Origin of the sequence: Streptomyces sp. NPDC015032, assembly GCF_043080425.1 — a bacterium.
Classification (GTDB): Bacteria; Actinomycetota; Actinomycetes; order Streptomycetales; family Streptomycetaceae; genus Streptomyces.
On record NZ_JBIBVN010000003.1, the window covers coordinates 347,616 to 365,471 of the forward strand.

At 71.7% G+C, this 17,856-nt stretch carries 16 protein-coding genes; 10 read left to right on the top strand and 6 right to left on the bottom strand.

The window, feature by feature from the left end; translation table 11 throughout:
* Positions 1 to 4: 4 nt before the first annotated feature.
* The gene (locus ACF08M_RS07375) at positions 5 to 979 is read right to left on the bottom strand and encodes an acetylxylan esterase (protein WP_392184269.1); all 975 of its coding nucleotides are present in this window, start codon (positions 977 to 979) and stop codon (positions 5 to 7) included.
* A gap of 203 nt (positions 980 to 1,182) precedes the next feature.
* On the opposite strand from ACF08M_RS07375, the gene ACF08M_RS07380 reads away from it, so the two are divergent.
* Positions 1,183 to 1,461, top strand: coding sequence for a DUF2087 domain-containing protein (locus ACF08M_RS07380; RefSeq protein ID WP_392184270.1), 279 nt, complete (start codon positions 1,183 to 1,185; stop codon positions 1,459 to 1,461).
* Positions 1,462 to 1,530: 69 nt separating this feature from the next.
* Here the strand turns inward: ACF08M_RS07380 and ACF08M_RS07385 are convergent, their stop codons facing one another.
* Positions 1,531 to 2,694, bottom strand: coding sequence for an ABC transporter ATP-binding protein (locus ACF08M_RS07385; protein ID WP_392184271.1), 1,164 nt, complete (start codon positions 2,692 to 2,694; stop codon positions 1,531 to 1,533).
* A 106-nt stretch (positions 2,695 to 2,800) separates the two neighbouring features.
* Between ACF08M_RS07385 and ACF08M_RS07390 the strand changes: the two genes are divergently transcribed.
* A complete protein-coding gene (locus tag ACF08M_RS07390; protein WP_392184272.1) occupies positions 2,801 to 4,096 on the top strand; it encodes an alpha/beta fold hydrolase in 1,296 nt (431 codons plus the stop codon).
* Between the two features lie 66 nt (positions 4,097 to 4,162).
* On the opposite strand, the gene ACF08M_RS07395 is transcribed toward ACF08M_RS07390, so the two are convergent.
* Positions 4,163 to 4,735 carry a rhodanese-like domain-containing protein gene (locus ACF08M_RS07395; RefSeq protein ID WP_392184273.1) on the bottom strand — a complete coding sequence of 191 codons (573 nt, stop codon included), beginning with the start codon at positions 4,733 to 4,735 and terminating at the stop codon, positions 4,163 to 4,165.
* A 100-nt stretch (positions 4,736 to 4,835) separates the two neighbouring features.
* Here ACF08M_RS07395 and ACF08M_RS07400 point away from each other — a divergent pair, with 100 nt between their 5' ends.
* The gene (locus ACF08M_RS07400; RefSeq protein ID WP_392184274.1) at positions 4,836 to 5,114 is read left to right on the top strand and encodes a metal-sensitive transcriptional regulator; all 279 of its coding nucleotides are present in this window, start codon (positions 4,836 to 4,838) and stop codon (positions 5,112 to 5,114) included.
* Positions 5,115 to 5,154: 40 nt separating this feature from the next.
* Here the strand turns inward: ACF08M_RS07400 and ACF08M_RS07405 are convergent, their stop codons facing one another.
* From ACF08M_RS07405 to ACF08M_RS07415, 3 genes are read right to left on the bottom strand one after another with little or no spacing between them, the layout of a single operon-like run.
* The gene (locus ACF08M_RS07405) at positions 5,155 to 5,901 is read right to left on the bottom strand and encodes a sulfite exporter TauE/SafE family protein (protein WP_392184275.1); all 747 of its coding nucleotides are present in this window, start codon (positions 5,899 to 5,901) and stop codon (positions 5,155 to 5,157) included.
* Positions 5,898 to 6,269, bottom strand: coding sequence for a rhodanese-like domain-containing protein (locus ACF08M_RS07410; RefSeq protein ID WP_392184276.1), 372 nt, complete (start codon positions 6,267 to 6,269; stop codon positions 5,898 to 5,900). Before ACF08M_RS07410 ends, ACF08M_RS07405 begins: the two co-directional genes overlap by 4 nt.
* A gap of 46 nt (positions 6,270 to 6,315) precedes the next feature.
* The gene (locus ACF08M_RS07415; protein WP_392184277.1) at positions 6,316 to 7,710 is read right to left on the bottom strand and encodes a rhodanese-like domain-containing protein; all 1,395 of its coding nucleotides are present in this window, start codon (positions 7,708 to 7,710) and stop codon (positions 6,316 to 6,318) included.
* 261 nt (positions 7,711 to 7,971) lie between these two features.
* Between ACF08M_RS07415 and ACF08M_RS07420 the strand changes: the two genes are divergently transcribed.
* From ACF08M_RS07420 to ACF08M_RS07450, 7 genes are all read left to right on the top strand, one after another.
* A complete protein-coding gene (locus tag ACF08M_RS07420) occupies positions 7,972 to 10,653 on the top strand; it encodes a beta-N-acetylglucosaminidase domain-containing protein (RefSeq protein ID WP_392184278.1) in 2,682 nt (893 codons plus the stop codon).
* Between the two features lie 215 nt (positions 10,654 to 10,868).
* Positions 10,869 to 11,837 carry an NADPH:quinone oxidoreductase family protein gene (locus ACF08M_RS07425; RefSeq protein ID WP_392184279.1) on the top strand — a complete coding sequence of 323 codons (969 nt, stop codon included), beginning with the start codon at positions 10,869 to 10,871 and terminating at the stop codon, positions 11,835 to 11,837.
* A complete protein-coding gene (locus ACF08M_RS07430) occupies positions 11,834 to 13,021 on the top strand; it encodes an acyl-CoA dehydrogenase family protein (protein ID WP_392184280.1) in 1,188 nt (395 codons plus the stop codon). Before ACF08M_RS07425 ends, ACF08M_RS07430 begins: the two co-directional genes overlap by 4 nt.
* Entirely contained in the window at positions 13,018 to 14,148 is a 1,131-nt protein-coding gene (locus tag ACF08M_RS07435) for an acyl-CoA dehydrogenase family protein (protein WP_392184281.1), read from the top strand. The genes ACF08M_RS07430 and ACF08M_RS07435 overlap by 4 nt, the downstream gene beginning before the upstream one ends.
* A gap of 175 nt (positions 14,149 to 14,323) precedes the next feature.
* Positions 14,324 to 15,922, top strand: coding sequence for an ABC transporter substrate-binding protein (locus ACF08M_RS07440; protein ID WP_392184282.1), 1,599 nt, complete (start codon positions 14,324 to 14,326; stop codon positions 15,920 to 15,922).
* A 23-nt stretch (positions 15,923 to 15,945) separates the two neighbouring features.
* On the top strand, positions 15,946 to 16,911 hold the full coding sequence (locus ACF08M_RS07445) for an ABC transporter permease (RefSeq protein WP_392184478.1): 966 nt from the start codon (positions 15,946 to 15,948) through the stop codon (positions 16,909 to 16,911).
* A complete protein-coding gene (locus tag ACF08M_RS07450; protein ID WP_392184283.1) occupies positions 16,904 to 17,761 on the top strand; it encodes an ABC transporter permease in 858 nt (285 codons plus the stop codon). Before ACF08M_RS07445 ends, ACF08M_RS07450 begins: the two co-directional genes overlap by 8 nt.
* The last annotated feature ends 95 nt before the right edge of the window (positions 17,762 to 17,856 follow it).

The window sequence follows — 17,856 nt, forward strand, 5'->3', positions numbered from 1 at the left end:
CGGATCAGGCCCGCAGTTTTCCGGGCAACCAGCCCAGCTGCACGGCCTGCTGGAACGGTCCGCCGCCCTCGTGGTCGTTGAAGTCGTACACCTCGATGGCCTTGTCCTGGTGGGCGTAGGCGTTGAAGGCGGCGAAGACGGTCGAGGGCGGGCAGGTCATGTCCTCCAGCGCCGTGGAGAACAACGCCGGTGCCCGCCCGCGTGCGGCGAAGTGCACCCCGTCGAAGTAGGACAGGGTGGCCCTCGCCCGCTCGGCCCGGCCCCGGTGCGTCTTGAGGTAGCTGCCCACCTCGCGGTACGGGTTCCGGTCGGTGACGGTGAGCGCACGCGGAAAGTCGCACAGGAACGGGACGTCCGGTGCGATCGCCGCGAGATCGGGAATCAGGCCGCCGACGGCGAGCGTGATGCCGCCGCCCTGACTCACCCCGACGGCCGCGGTGCGCGCCGCGTCGGTCAGCGGATGAGAGCGGGCCGCCTCCACCGCACGCACCGCGTCGGTGAACACCCGCCGGTAGTAGAACCCGTGCGGGTCCTCGATACCGCGGGTCATGAAACCGGGGTACGAAGGCGCACTGCCCACCGGGTCGGCGGTGTCCCCGACGAGCCAGCCGCTGCCCTGTCCCCGGGTGTCCATCACGAAGTGGGCGAAACCGGCCGACGCCCAGAGCAGATGGGTGTGGGCCAGGCCCCGCCCGCCGCCGTAGCCGATGAACTCCACGACCACCGGCAGCGGTTTCGTGGTGCCGGCCGGAAGCACGAACCAGCCCTTGACCGGGTGCCCGCCGAAGCCCGCGAACGTCACGTCGTACACGTCGACGGTCGTGAGTCCCGTGTCCGTACGCAGCTCGAACCGGGCGTCGAGGTCGTGGGAACCGGCCTCGTCGAGGGTCTTCGACCAGAATGCGTCGAAGTCCTCCGGCTCCACCGACCGGCTGCGGTAGTCGCGCAGCTCGTCGAGGGGCAGATCGAACAGGGACATGCGGGACCGCCTTCTTCGCGGGGTGAAGGATCACCGTGGCCATGGCTGATCACACCGTACGGGGGCGGACGGTGTGCCGCCGAGGACGTCGCGCTCCACGAGGCGGGCGACCGGCTCCAGGGGCCATCGGTGTGGACCGGGCGGCCCGCGGGCGATGCGAAAACACGTTGCCCGCGGTCCTGGGGGCTGCGACGCTCCCTCCCATGCCCGACAACGATTCCAGCGGTCCGCAGCATCAGGTCGCCGCCCTCTTCTCGCACGGCCGTCTGACGGCGATCCCCCGCAAGACGGCCCGCCGCGAGCAGGTGCTGGTCCACCTCGCCGAGACGCTCTTCGAGCGGGACCGGACCTACACCGAGCGCGAGGTCAACGAGGCACTGCTCACGGTGCACGAGGACTGCTCGGCACTGCGCCGCCACCTGGTCGTCGCCGGTCTGCTGGTCCGGCCCAAGGACGGCAGCAGTTACCGGCGCGGCCGGTAGGACGGGCGGCCGGGGCGCGCGCACAGAACGGCATGTCCCGGCCGGCCGGGCCGCGCCCACGACCGCTTCCTACGCGTCCGACACCGAGTCGAACTGCACCTCGTGCCGTCCCACCCCTCGCGCGTCCGCATCCACCGAGCGGCGCAGCGCCTCGTGGAGCCCGGCCGGGGTCAGCACGCCGAGGAACCGTGACCCCTCCAGCACCGCGACCCACCCCGCGTCGTGCTGAAGCATCTCGCTGAACGCCCGCTTCAGCGAGGCGCCGACCGGCACCCAGGCGTCCATCCGGCGGGCCAGTTCGCCGACCGTGCCGTGCTCCCCGGCGATCCGCAGCGCGTCCGCCGACACCCAGCCGTGCAGATCACCCGCACCGTTCAGCACCACCGCCCACCGGGCACCCGCACCGCTCAGCCGTGCCGCCGCCGACCGGACCGGTTCGTCCAGCCGGGCGACCGGCGGCTCCTCCAGATCGTCGGGCTCGATCGCGGTCACCGAAAGGCGCTTCAGACCCCGGTCGGTGCCGACGAACCGTGCCACGTAGGGGGTGGCGGGAGACCCGAGCACGGCCCCCGGGCTGTCGAACTGCTCGATGCGCCCGGCCCCGTACACCGCGATGCGGTCGCCCATCCGGACAGCCTCCTCGATGTCATGGGTCACCATCAGGACCGTCTTCCTGACCGTCCGCTGCAGGCTCAGGAATTCGTTCTGCAGCCGCTCCCGCACCACCGGGTCGACCGCACCGAACGGCTCGTCCATCAGCAGCACCGGCGGATCGGCGGCCAATGCCCGCGCCACGCCCACCCGTTGGCGCTGGCCTCCGGAGAGCTGCGCGGGATAGCGGGAACCGTACGTCTTCGGGTCGAGGCCCACCAGATCCAGCAGTTCGGCCGCCCGCCGCCGCGCCCTCGCCCGTTTCCAGCCGATCAGCGCGGGAACGGTCGCGGTGTTGTCCAGGACCGTGCGGTGCGGGAAGAGCCCGACCTGCTGGATGACGTACCCGATCCGGCGGCGCAGCCGCACCGGGTCGACGCCGGAGATGTCCTGGCCGTCGACCAGGATCCGGCCGGACGACGGCTCGATCAGCCGGTTCACCATCATCATCGTGGTGGTCTTGCCGCAGCCGGACGGTCCGACGAGGGTGACCAGTTCTCCCTCGGCGACTTCGAAGGAGAGTCCGTCGACCGCGCTCGTCCCGTCCGGATAGACCTTGCCGACCTGCTCGAACCGGATCATGCCTGCACGGTAGGAGGCCCCCGGGCCTGCCGCACACGGGCCGCGACTGTCCGTGTCACGGCCGTGTGCTGAACTGTCCGTGGCACATCTGATTCAGGAGCACCTCGTGAGCAGCTACCGGCAGCCCGGCATCGTCTTCACCGACCGCTATTTCACCGTCCCGCTCGATCACACCGATCCGGGCGGTGAGCAGATCGAGGTCTTCGGCAGGGAGGCCGTGGCCGGCGGCAGGGCCGGGGAGGAACTGCCCTGGCTGGTCTATCTGGAGGGCGGCCCCGGCTTCGGCGCCCGGCGCTTCATCGGCACGGAGGCATGGCTGGGACGGGCCGTGCAGGAATTCCGGGTGCTGCTCCTCGACCAGCGTGGCACCGGCCTGTCCACCCCGGCCAACCGGCAGACCCTGCCACTGCGCGGAGGTCCGCGCGAGCAGGCCGACTACCTGGCCCACTTCCGGTCCGACAACATCGTGCGCGACTGCGAGCTGATCCGTCCGCAGCTGACCGGAGGCGAACCGTGGACGGTCCTCGGCCAGTCCTTCGGCGGCTTCTGCGCCGTCCGCTACCTGTCGGCCGCCCCCGAAGGGCTCAGGACCGTCCTCATCACCGGCGGGCTGCCCTCGCTGGACGCACATGCCGACGACGTCTACCGGGCCGCCTACCCGCGGATCGAGCGCAAGGTCGCCGCCCACTACGCCCGCTACCCGCAGGACGTCGAGCGCGTCCGCGAGATCACCGCTCACCTCGCGGAGCACCGCCCACAGAGCGCGGGACACCGTCTGACGCCCGAGGGGTTCCAGTCCCTCGGCATCATGCTGGGCGGCGGCACCGGCAGTCACCAGCTGCACTACCTGCTGGAGAACGCCTTCGTCCGCACGCCGTTCGGCACCGAGCTCTCCGACACGTTCCAGGAGGCCATGCGCACGGCGAGCTCGTTCGCCGGACATCCGCTGTACGCGCTGATGCACGAGGCGATCTACGGCCAGGGCGAGCGGCCCACCGGATGGGCCGCCGAGCGGGTCCGTGCCGAATTCCCGCAGTTCGACGCGGTCACGGCGCTGGAGGGCGACGGCCCGGTGCTCTTCACCGGTGAGAGCATCCATCCCTGGCACTTCGAGGTCGACCCGGCGCTGCGCCCGCTGCGCGAGACCGCGGAACTGCTGGCCTCCCGTACCGACTGGGCCCCGCTGTACGACCCCGAGCGCCTGGCCGCCAACGAGGTGCCGGTCGCCGCCGCCGTCTACCACGACGACATGTACGTCGACACCGGTCACGCACTCCGCACGGCGGCGGCGATCCGTGGGCTGCGTACCTGGGTGACCGACGAGTACGAGCACGACGGGCTGCGTGCCGGGGGACCGCGGGTACTGGACCGGCTGCTCGCCCTGGCCCGGGACGAGGTCTGAGCCGTTTCCGCAACGGGAGGAGCCGGTCGCACCAGGTGCGACCGGCTCCTCCCGTTGCGTGGCCCGTCAGCTCCGGAGGGCGTCCAGCGTCGCGTCCAGGCTCGCGGCCGAGCGCGGGGCGCGGTTGTACGGAAGCTTCGACAGGGCCGCCGCCATCCCGCACGTGTTGGTCACGGCGGAGACGACGAGCCCGGAGCCGATGCCCGCCGTGAGCCAGCGCGCGGCCGGGAAGCGCACCCCGGCCAGCAGGCCGGCGACCACCAGCGAACCCGCGGCGAGCCGGACCTGACGGTCCATCGGCCAGGTCGCCCGGGCCCCGGCCGGACGGTCGAGATCGCGGCCCTCGCCCTCCCACGCGGAGGTGCCGCCCGACAGGGTCACGGCGTCGATGTCGGCCGCCGCGAGAATGTCGCAGGCCCGGGTGGAGCGGACACCGGAGGCACACACCATGAGGAGTGAGCCGCGGGCCGCGGCGGACTTCAGGGCGGGCACGGCCTCGGGGAGGCGGTCCAGCGGGATGTTCAGAGCACCGGGAACGTGCCCGGAGGCGTATTCGCCGGGGGCTCGCACATCGATGACGGTGAGCTCCGCGAGACGGGCCGCGGCCTGGGCCGGGGAGAGGGAGTCGGGGCTGGTCACGAGAAGTGTTTCCTTTCGTTCACCGGGGATGAGGAGGGACTCGGCCACTCCTTCCCCATTCAGGTTAGAATACCCCTCGGGGTATCAGGAGGAGGATGTTGTGGAACTCGACATGGCGGCCGACGAACTGAAATCGGTTCTCAACCGCCTTCGCCGCGCTCAGGGCCAGCTCGCCGGGATCATCAAGATGATCGAGGAGGGCCGGGACTGCGAGGACGTCATCACGCAGATGGCGGCCGTCTCCCGGGCGCTCGACCGGGCCGGATTCGCGATCATCGCGACGGGCCTGCAGCACTGCATGGCCGACGGCGGCACCGAACCGGCGGACCGCGAGCAGATGCGGGCGCGACTGGAGAAGCTCTTTCTCTCGCTGGCCTGAGTCGGGCCGGGAGCCGGCCGCCGGGGGGCGACGCCGTGGCTCATGTCACGGCGTCGACGAGCATGACGACGGCCACGGCCAGCAGCGCCGCGCCGAAGATCCGTTGCAGCGCCGCCGTGGACACCTTCGCGGCCAGGCGCTGCCCGTCCCAGGCCCCGAGCACCGCCGTCGCCGCGAACGGGGCGATCACCGTCCAGTCCAGCGCGGTCGGTGTGGCGAGGCGGGTGACCAGGGCGGCCGTGGAGTTCACCGTGATGACCAGCAGGCTGGTGCCCACCGCCGCGCTCATCGGGACGGCCACGACGGCGACCAGCGCGGGCACCGCGAGAAATCCGCCGCCCACGCCGAGAAACCCGGTCACGGCACCGAGTCCGGCGCCCGCCCCTGCGGCCCGCCCGGCGGACACGGAGTCCTGGGGCGTCGGCCCGGTCCGGGGGCGGAGCATCCGTACGGCGGCGACCACCGCGAGCCCGGCGAATGCCGCGGTGAGCACACCGGACGGAATCCGCGCGGACAGCGCCCCGGCGAGCGCGGCCGGAACGATACCGGCCGCCGCGAAGAGCCCTCCGGTGCGCCAGCGGACCCTGCCTTCCCTGGCATGGGCGACCAGCCCGGTGAGGGACGTGACGATCACGATGAGCAGGCCGGCGGTGGTGGCGGCGGCCGGGGTGAAGCCGAGCAGGTAGATCAGCGCGGGAACGGCGAGTACGCTTCCGCCGCCGCCCAGCCCACCGAGCGCCAGACCCACCACCGCCCCGGCGGTCAGCGCCAGGATCAGTGTGCTCATGCGACGGTTCCCGCCGCGCCGCGCCGGTCGCGCACGGGCAGTCCGTCGGCGGCCCACGCGGTCATGCCGCCCGCGACGTGGACGGCCTGTGAGCCGCGGTCGGCGAGTATCCGGGCCGCCCGCCGGGACCGGTTGTCGAGGCGGCAGATCACCATCACCTGACGGCCCCGCGCCGAGGCCGGCAGCGAGGCGCCCTCGGCGAGCCGGGACAACGGCGGATGGACCGCATCCGGCGCGTGCCCGGCGTGCCACTCGGACGATTCACGTACGTCGAGCAGCACCGCCGTGCCGTCGGCGGTCCGCCGGGCGGCCTCGGCCGGGGTCAGGCGGCCGGGGCCGCGACGGAAGAAGGACATCAGGGAAGACATGGAGATCGTTCCTCGGGTGCGGGTGCTGGGTGCCGATGTCCTGCGGTCAGGCCGCGGGCATGGGGGAGTCGGCGGAAGCGGGGACGGTCAGGCTCAGGCCCGCCGCTGCCGCCGCATCGAAACCGTCGTCGACGGCCACCACCTCACGCCCCGCCGCATCCAGCAGCGACGCCGCGATCGCCGCCCGCATCCCGCCCGCGCAGTGCACCCACACGACGCCCGGCGGCACCTCGTCCAGCCGTCGGGGCAACTCGTGGACCGGGATGTGAACCGCCTCCGTGAGGGCGCCGGTGCTCTGTTCGGCGTTCCTGCGCACATCGAGAACCACCAGGTCCTCGCCGCGCGCCCGAGCCGCCGCCAGGCCCGCGAAGTCGGACCTGCGGAAGGACCGCAGTTCTGCGGGCTCGCGCACCCAGTCCTCGGGGTCACCGGTGGCCGCGGCCACCGGCCGGCCCATGGCGACTCGCGACAACTCCCGCTGTGCTTCCGCAACTTCGGCGGCCGTGTTCGACAGCAGAGTGACCGGCTTCCCCCACGGGATCAGCCAGGCCAGATAGGTCGCGAGCTGTCCCTCGCCCTCGAAATTGAATGATCCGGCGACATGACCCTCGGCGAACGCCACCCGGCTGCGCAGATCCACCACCCACTCGCCCGCGGCCAGCCGGCGGGCGATCTCCTCCGCATCGGCCGTGCCGGGCGGGGTCAGATCGAGCGGATCGGGGCCCGCCGCGTTGGCCGGTCCCATGTGCGCGTAGTAGGCGGGTATGTCGTCGAGGCCGGCGAGCAGCTCGGCGACAAAGGTGTCCACGTCCTTGACCAGTGCGTCGTTGTACGTGCGCTCGTCGCCGATGGTCGTCGCTGTTCCCTCGGCCTGCGAGGAGGAACAGAAGCTGCCGAAGCCATGTGTCGGCAGCACGGGAACGGCGTCTTCGAGCTCGTCGGCGAGCCGGTGCGCGGAGGCGTGCTGGGCGCGGGCCAGTTCGGCGGTGAGCCGCGGTTCCACCAGGTCGGGCCGCCCCACGCTGCCGATCAGCAGCGAGCCTCCGGTGAAGGCGGCGACGGCGCGGTCGTGCTCCTCCAGCACGTACGAGGTGTGGTGCGGGGTGTGCCCGGGAGTGGCGAGCGCGCGCAGGGCGAGGCCGTCGTCGACCGGTGCCGTGTCGCCGTCGGCGACCGGAACGCGGGTGAAGGAGACCTCCGCCGCGGCCGGCACCAGGTACCGGGCCCCGGTGATACGCGCCAGTTCCAGACCGCCGGTCACGTAGTCGTTGTGCAGATGCGTCTCCACCACCAGGGCGATCCGCACACCGCGCCGGGCGGCCGCCGAGATGACCCGGTCGATGTCGCGCGGCGGATCCACGACCACGGCGGCCCGCCGGCCGCCCGCCAGATAGCTGCGGTTGCCGAGGCCCGTCGTCTCCATGGTGTCGACGAAGAACATGACACGGCTCCTTTCGGATTCATTTTACCCCGGGGGGTATCTGTCCTCCAGATTAGCACCCATACCCCTGGGGGTATTTCTGGGTGGAGTGAAGCGTGTGGATGTTCTCCGCCACGTGCGCATGGATGCTGCTTCTGATGGCAAAAGCGCAGGTCCGCGTGTTGATGTTGTCCAGACCATTGACATGTCATCGACGCGATGTTGAATTCAGTGTTGTTGTGTTGTGCGACTCCGGTGACCTGAGTGATCAATGGAGGACCTGTGACGCCACGCCCACCCCGTCTCACCGCGTTCGGTCTGGCGGCGACCCTGTTCGCAGGCGGTCTGCTGGCCGCCGCGCCGCCCGCCCGGGCAGCCGGCAGCGCCCCGACCGCCGTCCCGGCGAAAGCCGCGGAGGGGCGGCGGACCCCCGCCATCACGCCGACCCCGCAGTCCGTGAAGAGCCGGCCCGACCGGATCACCATCAGCCCCACCGTCACCCTGGTGGTGGGCCCGGTCTGCGACGAGCCGTCCCTGAAGGTGGTGGAGGCCGCGTTGCGCCGGGCCGGCGCGCAGCGCGTCGTACGCGGCGACAGACCCGGCAGGAGCGGGCTCACCGTCCATGTCGGTGACTCCGCCGCGCTCGCCGCCCAGCACCTCGACGGGCCGTCCGCGCTGCCCGCCGACGGTTATGTCCTCGGTGTCGGCGCCGGGCGCATCGTCCTCGCCGGCAAGGACACCACCGGCACGTACTACGCCGCGCAGACCCTGCGTCAAGTCCTGCCGCAGGCCGAGCGCCCGGGTGCCGAGGTCGCCGGACTCGCCGTGCGGGACTGGCCCGGCACCGCACTGCGCGGCGTCATCGAGGGCTTCTACGGCACCCCGTGGTCGCACGAGGCCCGGCTCGACCAGCTCGACTACTACGGCGAGCACAAGATGAACATCTATGTGTACTCGCCGAAGGACGACCCGTATCTCCGCGCGAAGTGGCGCGACGCCTACCCCGCCGACCGGCTGGCCCAGATCAAGGAGCTCACCGGCCGGGCCGTCGAGCGGCACGTCGAGTTCACCTACGCGCTCTCGCCCGGCCTCTCCGTCTGCTACAGCTCGGATGCCGACGCCAAGGCCCTGGTCGACAAGTTCCAGACGATGTGGGACATCGGCGTACGGACCTTCGCCGTGCCGCTCGACGACATCAGCTACACCGACTGGAACTGCGCCGAGGACAAGGCGAAGTGGGGGACCGGCGGCGGTGCGGCGGGTGCGGCGCAGGCCCATCTGCTCAACCGGGTCAACAAGGAGTTCATCTCCACCCACCCGGGCGCCCAGCCGCTCCAGATGGTCCCCACCGAGTACTACGACGTCGCCGCGTCGCCGTACAAGAAGGCGCTGGCCGAGCAGCTCGACCCCGATGTCCTCGTCGAATGGACCGGGGTCGGTGTCGTCGCGCCGACCATGACTGTCGCACAGGCCGAGGCCGCCCGCACGGTCTTCGGCCACCCGATCCTGACCTGGGACAACTACCCGGTCAACGACTACGCGACCAGCCGGTTGCTGCTCGGGCCGTTCAATGGACGGGAGAAGGGGCTGCCCGGCAGGCTGGCCGGGATCACCGCCAACCCGATGATCCAGCCGTACGCCTCGAAGATCGCGCTCCACACCGTTTCCGACTACGCCTGGAACGACGCCGCGTACGACCCCCGCACCTCATGGAGCGAGGGACTGAAGGAGTACGCGGGCGCAGACCCCCGTACCGAGAAGGCGCTGCGGGCCTTCGCCGACGCCAACTACAGCTCGGCCCTCAACAAGGACCAGGCCCCCGAACTGGCGGCGGAGTTCGCCGGCTACTGGGCCTCCGGCGACGCCGCGCGGCTCAGCTCGGTGCTCGCTGTGCTCGGCTCCGCCCCCGACCGGTTGCGGGGCCACCTCCCGGACCGCGGCTTCATCGCCGACTCCGGCCCCTGGCTGGACGCCACCGAGTCCTGGGCCGCTGCCGCCCGGACCGCCCTGGGCATGGTCGAGGCGGCCCGCGCCGGAAAGGGCGCACGGGCCTGGGAACTCCGGCAGCAGCTGCCCGCGCAGGTCGCCGCGGCGAAGTCCTTCACGTACACGGGCCTCGACGGCCACGAGGTGCCGGTCGTCGTCGGGGACGGGGTACTGGACCGGTTCATCGACGCCGCCAAGGCCGAGCACGACCGGATCCTCGGGATGAGCGGGCGGCCCTCGGTGTCGACCAGCCTGGGCACGTACCAGAGCAATACGCCCGCGCGGATGCTGGACGGTGACGACTCCACCTACTTCTGGAGCGACGGGGCGCCCGCCGCCGGTGACCGGATCACCGTGGACCTGGGCCGGGCGCGGGACATCGGCGACATCACCCTCGCCATGGCCAAGCCCGGCAGCACCGAGGACTACCTCCACGAGGGGGTGCTGGAGTACTCGGCCGACGGGCAGAGCTGGCAGCTGCTCGCCGCCTTCTCCGGGAGGCCGGACGTCACCACGGCCGCGCCCGCCGGAACGAAGGCCCGCTACGTGCGGGCGCGGGCGACCGCGGGCCAGGACAGCTGGCTCGTCGTACGGGAGTTCGCCGTCGCCACCGAGGACGGAGCGGTGACCGGCGGACCGCCCGCCGCGCCCGGATCCTCGCTGCGGGCGGCATCCGACGGGGACCCGTCCACCGTCTACCGGGCGGCACGTGCCCCGGAGGCCGGGGAGGCGCTGGAGATGGGGCTCGTCGCCGAACGCCCCGTGCGCTCCGTCACCGTCCTCCAGCCGAGCGGGGCCGTGGGCCGCGCCGATATCCAGCTGCGGGACGCCGGCGGGGAGTGGCGGACCGTCGGTTCGCTCGACGGCCCGTACACCGAAGTGACCGTCGGGGGCGGCGCGGCCGATGCCGTACGCCTCGTCTGGAGCGCAGGGTCGGCGGCGCCGCAGATCGCCGAAGTGGTGGCCCGGCAGGGCTGAGGACCGCCCGACGTGCCGTGGCCGGGCCGACGCCGTCCGCCGCCCCTCGTGAGTCCATCCCACGCCCGGCCCGGCCCGAACCTCTTCGGGCCGGACCGGGCGCATCCATGTGCGCAGCCGCCCGGAACCGGAACGGCACGTTGTTCCCAGAGAGGCAAGCGACCGCTTAGTATGCGTCGGAGCAGTGGTAACGCCGACAGTTGTGGAGGCCCCTCATGCAGGCATGGCGAGTGCACCGGAACGGTGAGCCGAGCGAGGTGATGCGGCTCGAGGAGACCGACCGGCCCACGCCCGACGACGGGCAGGTGCTCATCGAGGTACTCGCGGCGAACGTCAACTTCCCCGACGCGCTTCTGTGCCGCGGCCAGTACCAGGTGCGGCCGCCGCTGCCGTTCACCCCCGGCGTGGAGATCTGCGGCCGGACACCGGACGGGCGGCGGGTCCTGGCCACCCCCGCCCTGCCGAACGGGGGGTTCGCCGAGTATGTCGTCGCGGACGAGGCGGCCCTGCTGCCCGCCCCGGAGGACCTCGACGACGCCGAGGCGGCCGCCCTGCACATCGGCTATCAGACCGGCTGGTTCGGCCTGCACCGCCGGGCACGTCTCCAGGCGGGCGAGACGCTCCTCGTCCACGCCGCGGCCGGTGGTGTCGGCAGCGCGGCCGTCCAGCTGGGAAAGGCCGCCGGAGCCACCGTCATCGGCGTCGTGGGAGGCCCGGAGAAGGCCAGGGCCGCCCGCGAGCTCGGCTGCGACCTGGTCGTCGACCGCCGCAGCGAGAACATCGTCGCCGCCGTCAAGGAAGCCACCGGCGGACGTGGCGCCGATGTCGTGTACGACCCGGTCGGCGGCGACGCGTATGCCCTGTCCGTGAAGTGCATCGCCTTCGAGGGCCGGGTGGTCGTCGTCGGCTTCGCCAGCGGCGTCATCCCCACCCCGGCGCTGAACCACGCCCTGGTCAAGAACTACTCGATCGCCGGGCTCCACTGGGGCCTGTACACCACCCAGGACCCGGCAGCCGTCCGTGCCTGCCACGACGAACTCACCCGCCTATCGGCCCAGGGCGTCATCAAGCCGCTGATCAGCGAGCGGGTACCGCAGGCCGGGGCCGCGGCCGCCGTCCAGCGGGTCGCCGACGGCACCAGCACCGGCCGGATCGTCGTCCTCCCGACAGGAGCCTCCCGATGACACCCCCCGACGCGGCCGAACTCCGCCGCCGCACCCAGGGCCTGCTGGCCGCCCACCCGCCGGCCACCACCGACCGCACCGACTTCCTCAAGGCCCGCTTCGACGCCGGACTGGCCTGGGTGCACTATCCGGCCGGCCTCGGCGGCCTCGACGCGCCGCGCTCCCTGCAATCCGTCGTCGACGCCGAACTCGCCGCCGCGGATGCTCCCGACAACGACCCGCGCCGGATCGGCATCGGGCTCGGCATGGCCGCGCCCACCATCCTCGACTACGGCACCGACGAACAGAAGCAGCGCTTCCTGCGGCCGTTGTGGGTCGGCGAGGAGGTCTGGTGCCAGCTCTTCAGCGAACCGGGCGCGGGCTCCGACCTCGCCGCCCTCGGTACCCGCGCCGTCCGCGACGGCGAGGACTGGGTGGTCGACGGTCAGAAGGTCTGGACATCCAGCGCCCATCTGGCCCGCTGGGCGATCCTGATCGCCCGCACCGACCCGGACCAGCCCAAGCACCGCGGCATCAGCTACTTCATCTGCGACATGACCGACCCCGGTGTCGAGGTCAGACCATTGCGCCAGATCACCGGCGAGGCCGAGTTCAACGAGGTCTTCCTGACCGGTGTACGCATCCCGGACAGCAGGCGTCTCGGCCCGGTGGGCGAGGGCTGGAAGGTGGCCCGGACCACCCTGATGAACGAGCGGGTCTCCATCGGCGGAGCACGCATCCCGCGCGAGGGCGGCATGATCGGCCCGCTCGCCCGCACCTGGCGCGAACGCCCCGAGCTGCGCACCCACGACCTCCACCAGCGCCTGCTGGCCCTCTGGGTCGAGGCCGAGGTCGTCAGGCTCACCGGTACCCGGCTGCGCCAGCAGCTCGTCGCCGGGCAGCCCGGCCCCGAGGGTTCCGGGATGAAGCTCGCCTTCGCCCGCCTCAATCAGGAGATCAGCGGCCTGGAAGTGGAACTCCTCGGCGGGGAAGGTCTGTTGTACAGCGACTGGACCATGCGCCGCCCGGAGCTCGTCGATTTCACCGGACGCGACGCCGGTTACCGCTATCTCCGGTCCAAGGGCAACTCGATCGAGGGCGGCACCAGCGAGGTACTGCTCAACATCGTTGCCGAGCGCGTCCTCGGTCTGCCCGCCGAGCCGCGCGACGACAAGGACGTCCCCTGGAAGGACCTGGCCCGATGACCGCACCGACCGAAGAGACCCGGACGCCCGATCTGCTGTACTCGCAGACCGAGGAGGATCTGCGGGCAGCGGTGCGTTCGCTGCTCGCCGACCGCTGCGACGCGCCGACCGTGCTCGCCCGCGTCGAGTCCGGCACACCGTACGACCCGCAGCTCTGGGAGGCCCTCGTCGTCGGCATCGGCGCCGCCGGACTGCTGGTGCCGGAGGAACTGGGCGGACAGGGCGCCGGTCACCGCGAGGCCGCCGTGGTGCTGGAGGAACTGGGCCGCAGCGTCGCCCCGACGCCCTACCTGACCAGCGCGGTCGTCGCCACCGAGACGCTGCTCGCGCTGGGGGCACCGGACGGACCGGTCGCCGAACTGCTCGGCGACCTCGCCGCCGGACGGAAGGCCGCGGTCCTCGCCCTGTCGTTCTCCGCCCCGGAGCCCGGCGCGGCACAACCGGCCGGTGTCGTGGCCGGCGAGCTGGAGGGGACCGTGACCGGGGTCGCCGACGCCTCCGCGGCCGATGTACTGCTGGTGCCCACGACCGACGGGCTGTACGCGGTGGAGACCGTCACCGAAGGCGTCACCGTCGCCCCCCTCGTCCCGCTCGACCTGACCCGTCCGCTCGCCACCGTCACCCTCGCCAAAGCCGCCGGAACCCGCCTGGCCGACGGCGCGTCCGCGGTCTCCGCCGTGCGCCGGGGGCTGCTGGCGGGCGCCGGACTGCTCGCTTCCGAGCAGCTCGGAATCGCCGAGTGGTGCCTGACCGAGGCGGTCCGCCACACTCGGGAGCGGCACCAGTTCAACCGGCCGGTCGGCTCGTTCCAGGCCCTCAAGCACCGCATGGCGCACATCTGGCTGGAGGTGGTGTCGGCCCGCGCCGCCGCGCGCAACGCCGCGGACGCCCTCGCGGCCGGCAGCCCCGACACGCCGCTGGCGGTGGCCGTCGCCCAGGCGTACTGCTCGAAGGTCGCGGTGCACGCGGCGGAGGAGTGCATCCAGCTGCACGGCGGCATCGGCATGACCTGGGAGCATCCGGCGCACCTGTATCTCAAGCGCGCCAAGGCCGACTCGATCGCGTACGGCACGGCCGGACACCATCATGAGGTGATCGCCGAGCTGGCCGAACTGCCCGCGCCGTAGGACGGGGAGAACGAACGGCCATCGGTGCTGCGGGACTTGGAGCGGAGGTGCGTGTTCAGGCACCTCCGCTCCGCTGTTCCGGTCGTCCGGCGTGGTACCCGGCACCCCTTTACCTGATGTTTAATTGCGATCAGTTCGCAATAACAGATGATCTTCAATAAGGGGTGTGCAGAGTATGACGCGCCGATCGATACGGGGAGCGGTCGCCGTGGCACTGGCGACCGCGCTGTCGCTGACCGCGGCAGCCTGCTCACAACCGGGTGGCCCGGACGGCGGCGACTCGGGTTCGGGGGACTCGGCGGTGGTCGGCATCGCCTACGAGCCCGACAGCCTCAGCCCGCTGCTGGGCTACGGCAAGGACGGCAACTCCAAGATCTTCGACGGGCTGCTCGCCCTCGACGCGCACATGAAGCTCCGGCCCGCGCTCGCCACCGCGCTGCCCGAGGTGAGCGCCGACGGCCTGACGTACACGTACAAGCTCCGGCGGGGCGTGAAGTTCAGCGACGGAAAGCCGTTCGGCGCCAAGGACGTCGTCTTCACCTACCGCACCATCCTGGACGAGAAGACCAACAACGCGTCCCGGACCGAACTCGACGCGGTGCGGAGCGTCGAGGCGTCCGGCGACGACACGGTCGTCTTCACGCTCAAGTACCCCTACGCGCCCTTCGCCCAGCGCACCGTCCTGCCCATCGCCCCCGAACACGTCGCGGGCGGACAGGACGTCAACACCGGTGCCTTCACCACCCACCCCATCGGCACCGGACCGTACCTTCTCACCAAGTGGTCCAAGGGCGAGAAGCTGAGTTTCAGGGCCAACCCCGACTACTGGGGCGGTGCGCCGAAGGTGAAGAAGTTCACCATGGCGATCATCAAGGACGACGACGTACGCGCGACCCGGCTGCGCTCCGGCGAACTCGACGGCGCGATCCTGCCGCCGAACCTGGCCAAGGGCTTCGCCCGGGGCAGCGGCACCCGGACGTACGCCGCCACGACGTACGACTACCGCACCGTGACCCTGCCCACGCACAACAAGGTGGCGGGCGACACCGCGATCCGCCGCGCCCTCGATGTCGCCGTCGACCGCGAGGCCATGGTCGACTCCATCCTCAACGGCGAGGGCAGACCCGCCTACGGCCCCGTCCCCACCGGCAGCGAGTGGTTCGCCGAGGGCACCGAACGCCCCCACGACCTGGCCGCCGCGAAGAAGATCCTCGACGACGCCGGGTGGAAGCCCGGCAAGGACGGCATCCGTACCAGGGACGGTGTGCGCGCCGCCTTCCCGCTCTGGTACCTCACCGGCGACAAGCTCCGCCAGGACCACGCACTGGCCTACGCGTCCGACGCCAAGAAGGCCGGCATCGACATCACCACCGAAGCCGGGACCTGGGAAGTCATCGAGCCCCGGATGAAGCAGGACGCGGTCCTCGCGGGCGGCGGATCGCCCGCCGACCCCGACTTCGACCAGTACGCCATGCTGAAGTCCTCGCTCGCGGGCGACGGCTTCAACAACATGGCCTGGTACGACAACAAGGCCGTCGACCAGGCCCTCGAAGCAGGACGCAGGAGCGGCGACAAGGCTGCACGCAAGGCCGCCTACGACACCGTCCAGCGCGAACTGGTGAAGAACCCCGGCTACACCTTCCTCACCCACATCGACCACCTCTACGTCGTGAAGGACCGTTTCGGGGCCCTCACCACCCAGGTCGAGCCGCATGACCACGGCCTGGCATCCGGCCCGTGGTGGAACGTCGAGGACTGGACGCCGAAGAAGTGAACCACCGCCTCCCCTGGGGGCCGATGGGCAGGATGGCGGGCCGGCGGGCGCTGCTCGCCGTCCCCGTCCTGGCCGCCGTGACGTTCGGCGTGTTCGCCGTCGCCGCCGCCTCCCCCTTCGACCCGGTCAAGGCGTACGCGGGCACCGCCGGCCTCAGCGCCTCGCAGGAGAACCTCGATCAGCTGCGAGTCAATCTCGGTGTCGACCAGCCCCTCGTGACGCGCTGGTGGAACTGGCTGACCTCCGCGCTGACCGGCGACCTCGGCGACTCCAGCGTGATGCGCCAGCCGGTCGCCGACGTCATCGGCGAACGCCTGGGCTGGTCCGTACTGCTGGCCGCGACCGCCTTCCTCGTGGCCGTCGTGCTGGGCACGGGCCTCGGTGTGCTGGCCGCACGCAGGCCGGGCGGCCTGCTCGACCGGTGCGTCAGCTCCGCCGCGTACACGCTCGAAGCCGCCCCGGCCTTCTGGCTGGGACTGCTCGCCATCTGGCTCTTCGCCCTCGAACTCGATGTGCTCCCGGCCGGCGGCCTCACCGACGCGGCCAGCGACACCGTCACCTTCGGGCAGGTGGCCACCCATCTGGTGCTGCCGGCGGCCGTGCTCGGGATCTCCCAACTGCCCTGGTTCTTCCTCTACGTACGCCAGGGCGTCGCCGACGCACTGGACGAGGACCCGGTGCGCGGCGCCCGTGCCCGCGGACTGCGCGAACGCACCGTGCTGCTCGGCCACGCGCTGCGCTCCGGGATGCTGCCGATGCTCACCCTCATCGGCTCCCGCGTCCCCGAGCTCATCACCGGCGCCCTGCTCGTCGAGACGGTCTTCAGCTGGCCCGGCATCGCCGCCGCCACCGTGCAGGCCGCCACCTCCGTCGACTTCCCGCTGCTCGCGGCGCTCACCGTGCTCGCCACTGCGGCAGTCGTCCTCGGCAACCTCCTCTCCGATCTGCTGTACGCGATGGCCGACCCGAGAGTGGGCTTCGATGGCTGAACCCGTCCTCGGATCCGCACGCCGCACCACCCGCCGCATCCGGGTGGTCAGCTCCGCCGTGATCGTCGCCGCGGTGCTGCTCGCGGTCCTGTTCGTACCGCCCCTGGTCCAGCTCGACCAGCAGACCGTCGATCTCGCCGCCAAACTCCGGCCACCGTCCTGGCAACACCCGTTCGGCACCGACGACGTCGGCCGTGATCTGCTCCTGCGCTGTGTCTACGGGCTCCGCGTCTCGCTGCTCGTCGGCATCGTCGCCGGACTCACCGCGACCGTCATCGGGACCGCCGTCGGTGCGCTCGCAGCTGCGTTCGGGGGCTGGACCGACCGGATCGTCATGCGGCTCGTGGACACCTTCTCGTCCGTCCCGCATCTGCTGCTCGGTATCTTCATCGTCGCGATGTTCCGGCCCGGCGTCGGCCCGGTGATCGTGTCCGTCGCCCTCACCCACTGGCTCTCGACGGCCCGCATCGTCCGCTCCGAGGTCCTGTCGCTGCGCTCGCGCCCGTACATCGACGCGGCGATCTCCGGCGGGGCCTCGCGCGGGCGGGTCGTCGTCCGGCATCTGCTGCCCGCGGTCCTCCCGCAGGCGGGCCTCGCCGCGGTCCTCATGGTGCCGCATGCCATGTGGCACGAGTCCGCGCTCTCCTTCCTGGGGCTCGGACTCCCCACCCACCAGGCGAGCCTCGGCAACCTCGTGCAGACGGCACGCGGTTCCCTGCTCGCCGGGGACTGGTGGCCGACGCTCTTCCCCGGACTGTTCCTGATCATTCCGACCCTCGCCCTGGCAGGTCTCGCCGGTGCCTGGCGGGAGAGGATCAACCCGCGCCGCCGATCGGAGCTGATGCTGTGAAGCCCACCCCGGACCCGCAGTCCCCGGACCCGCAGATTCCGGGCCCGCAGTCACCGGGCTCACGGCCTCCGGTCCTTTCCGTCCGCGGGCTCTCC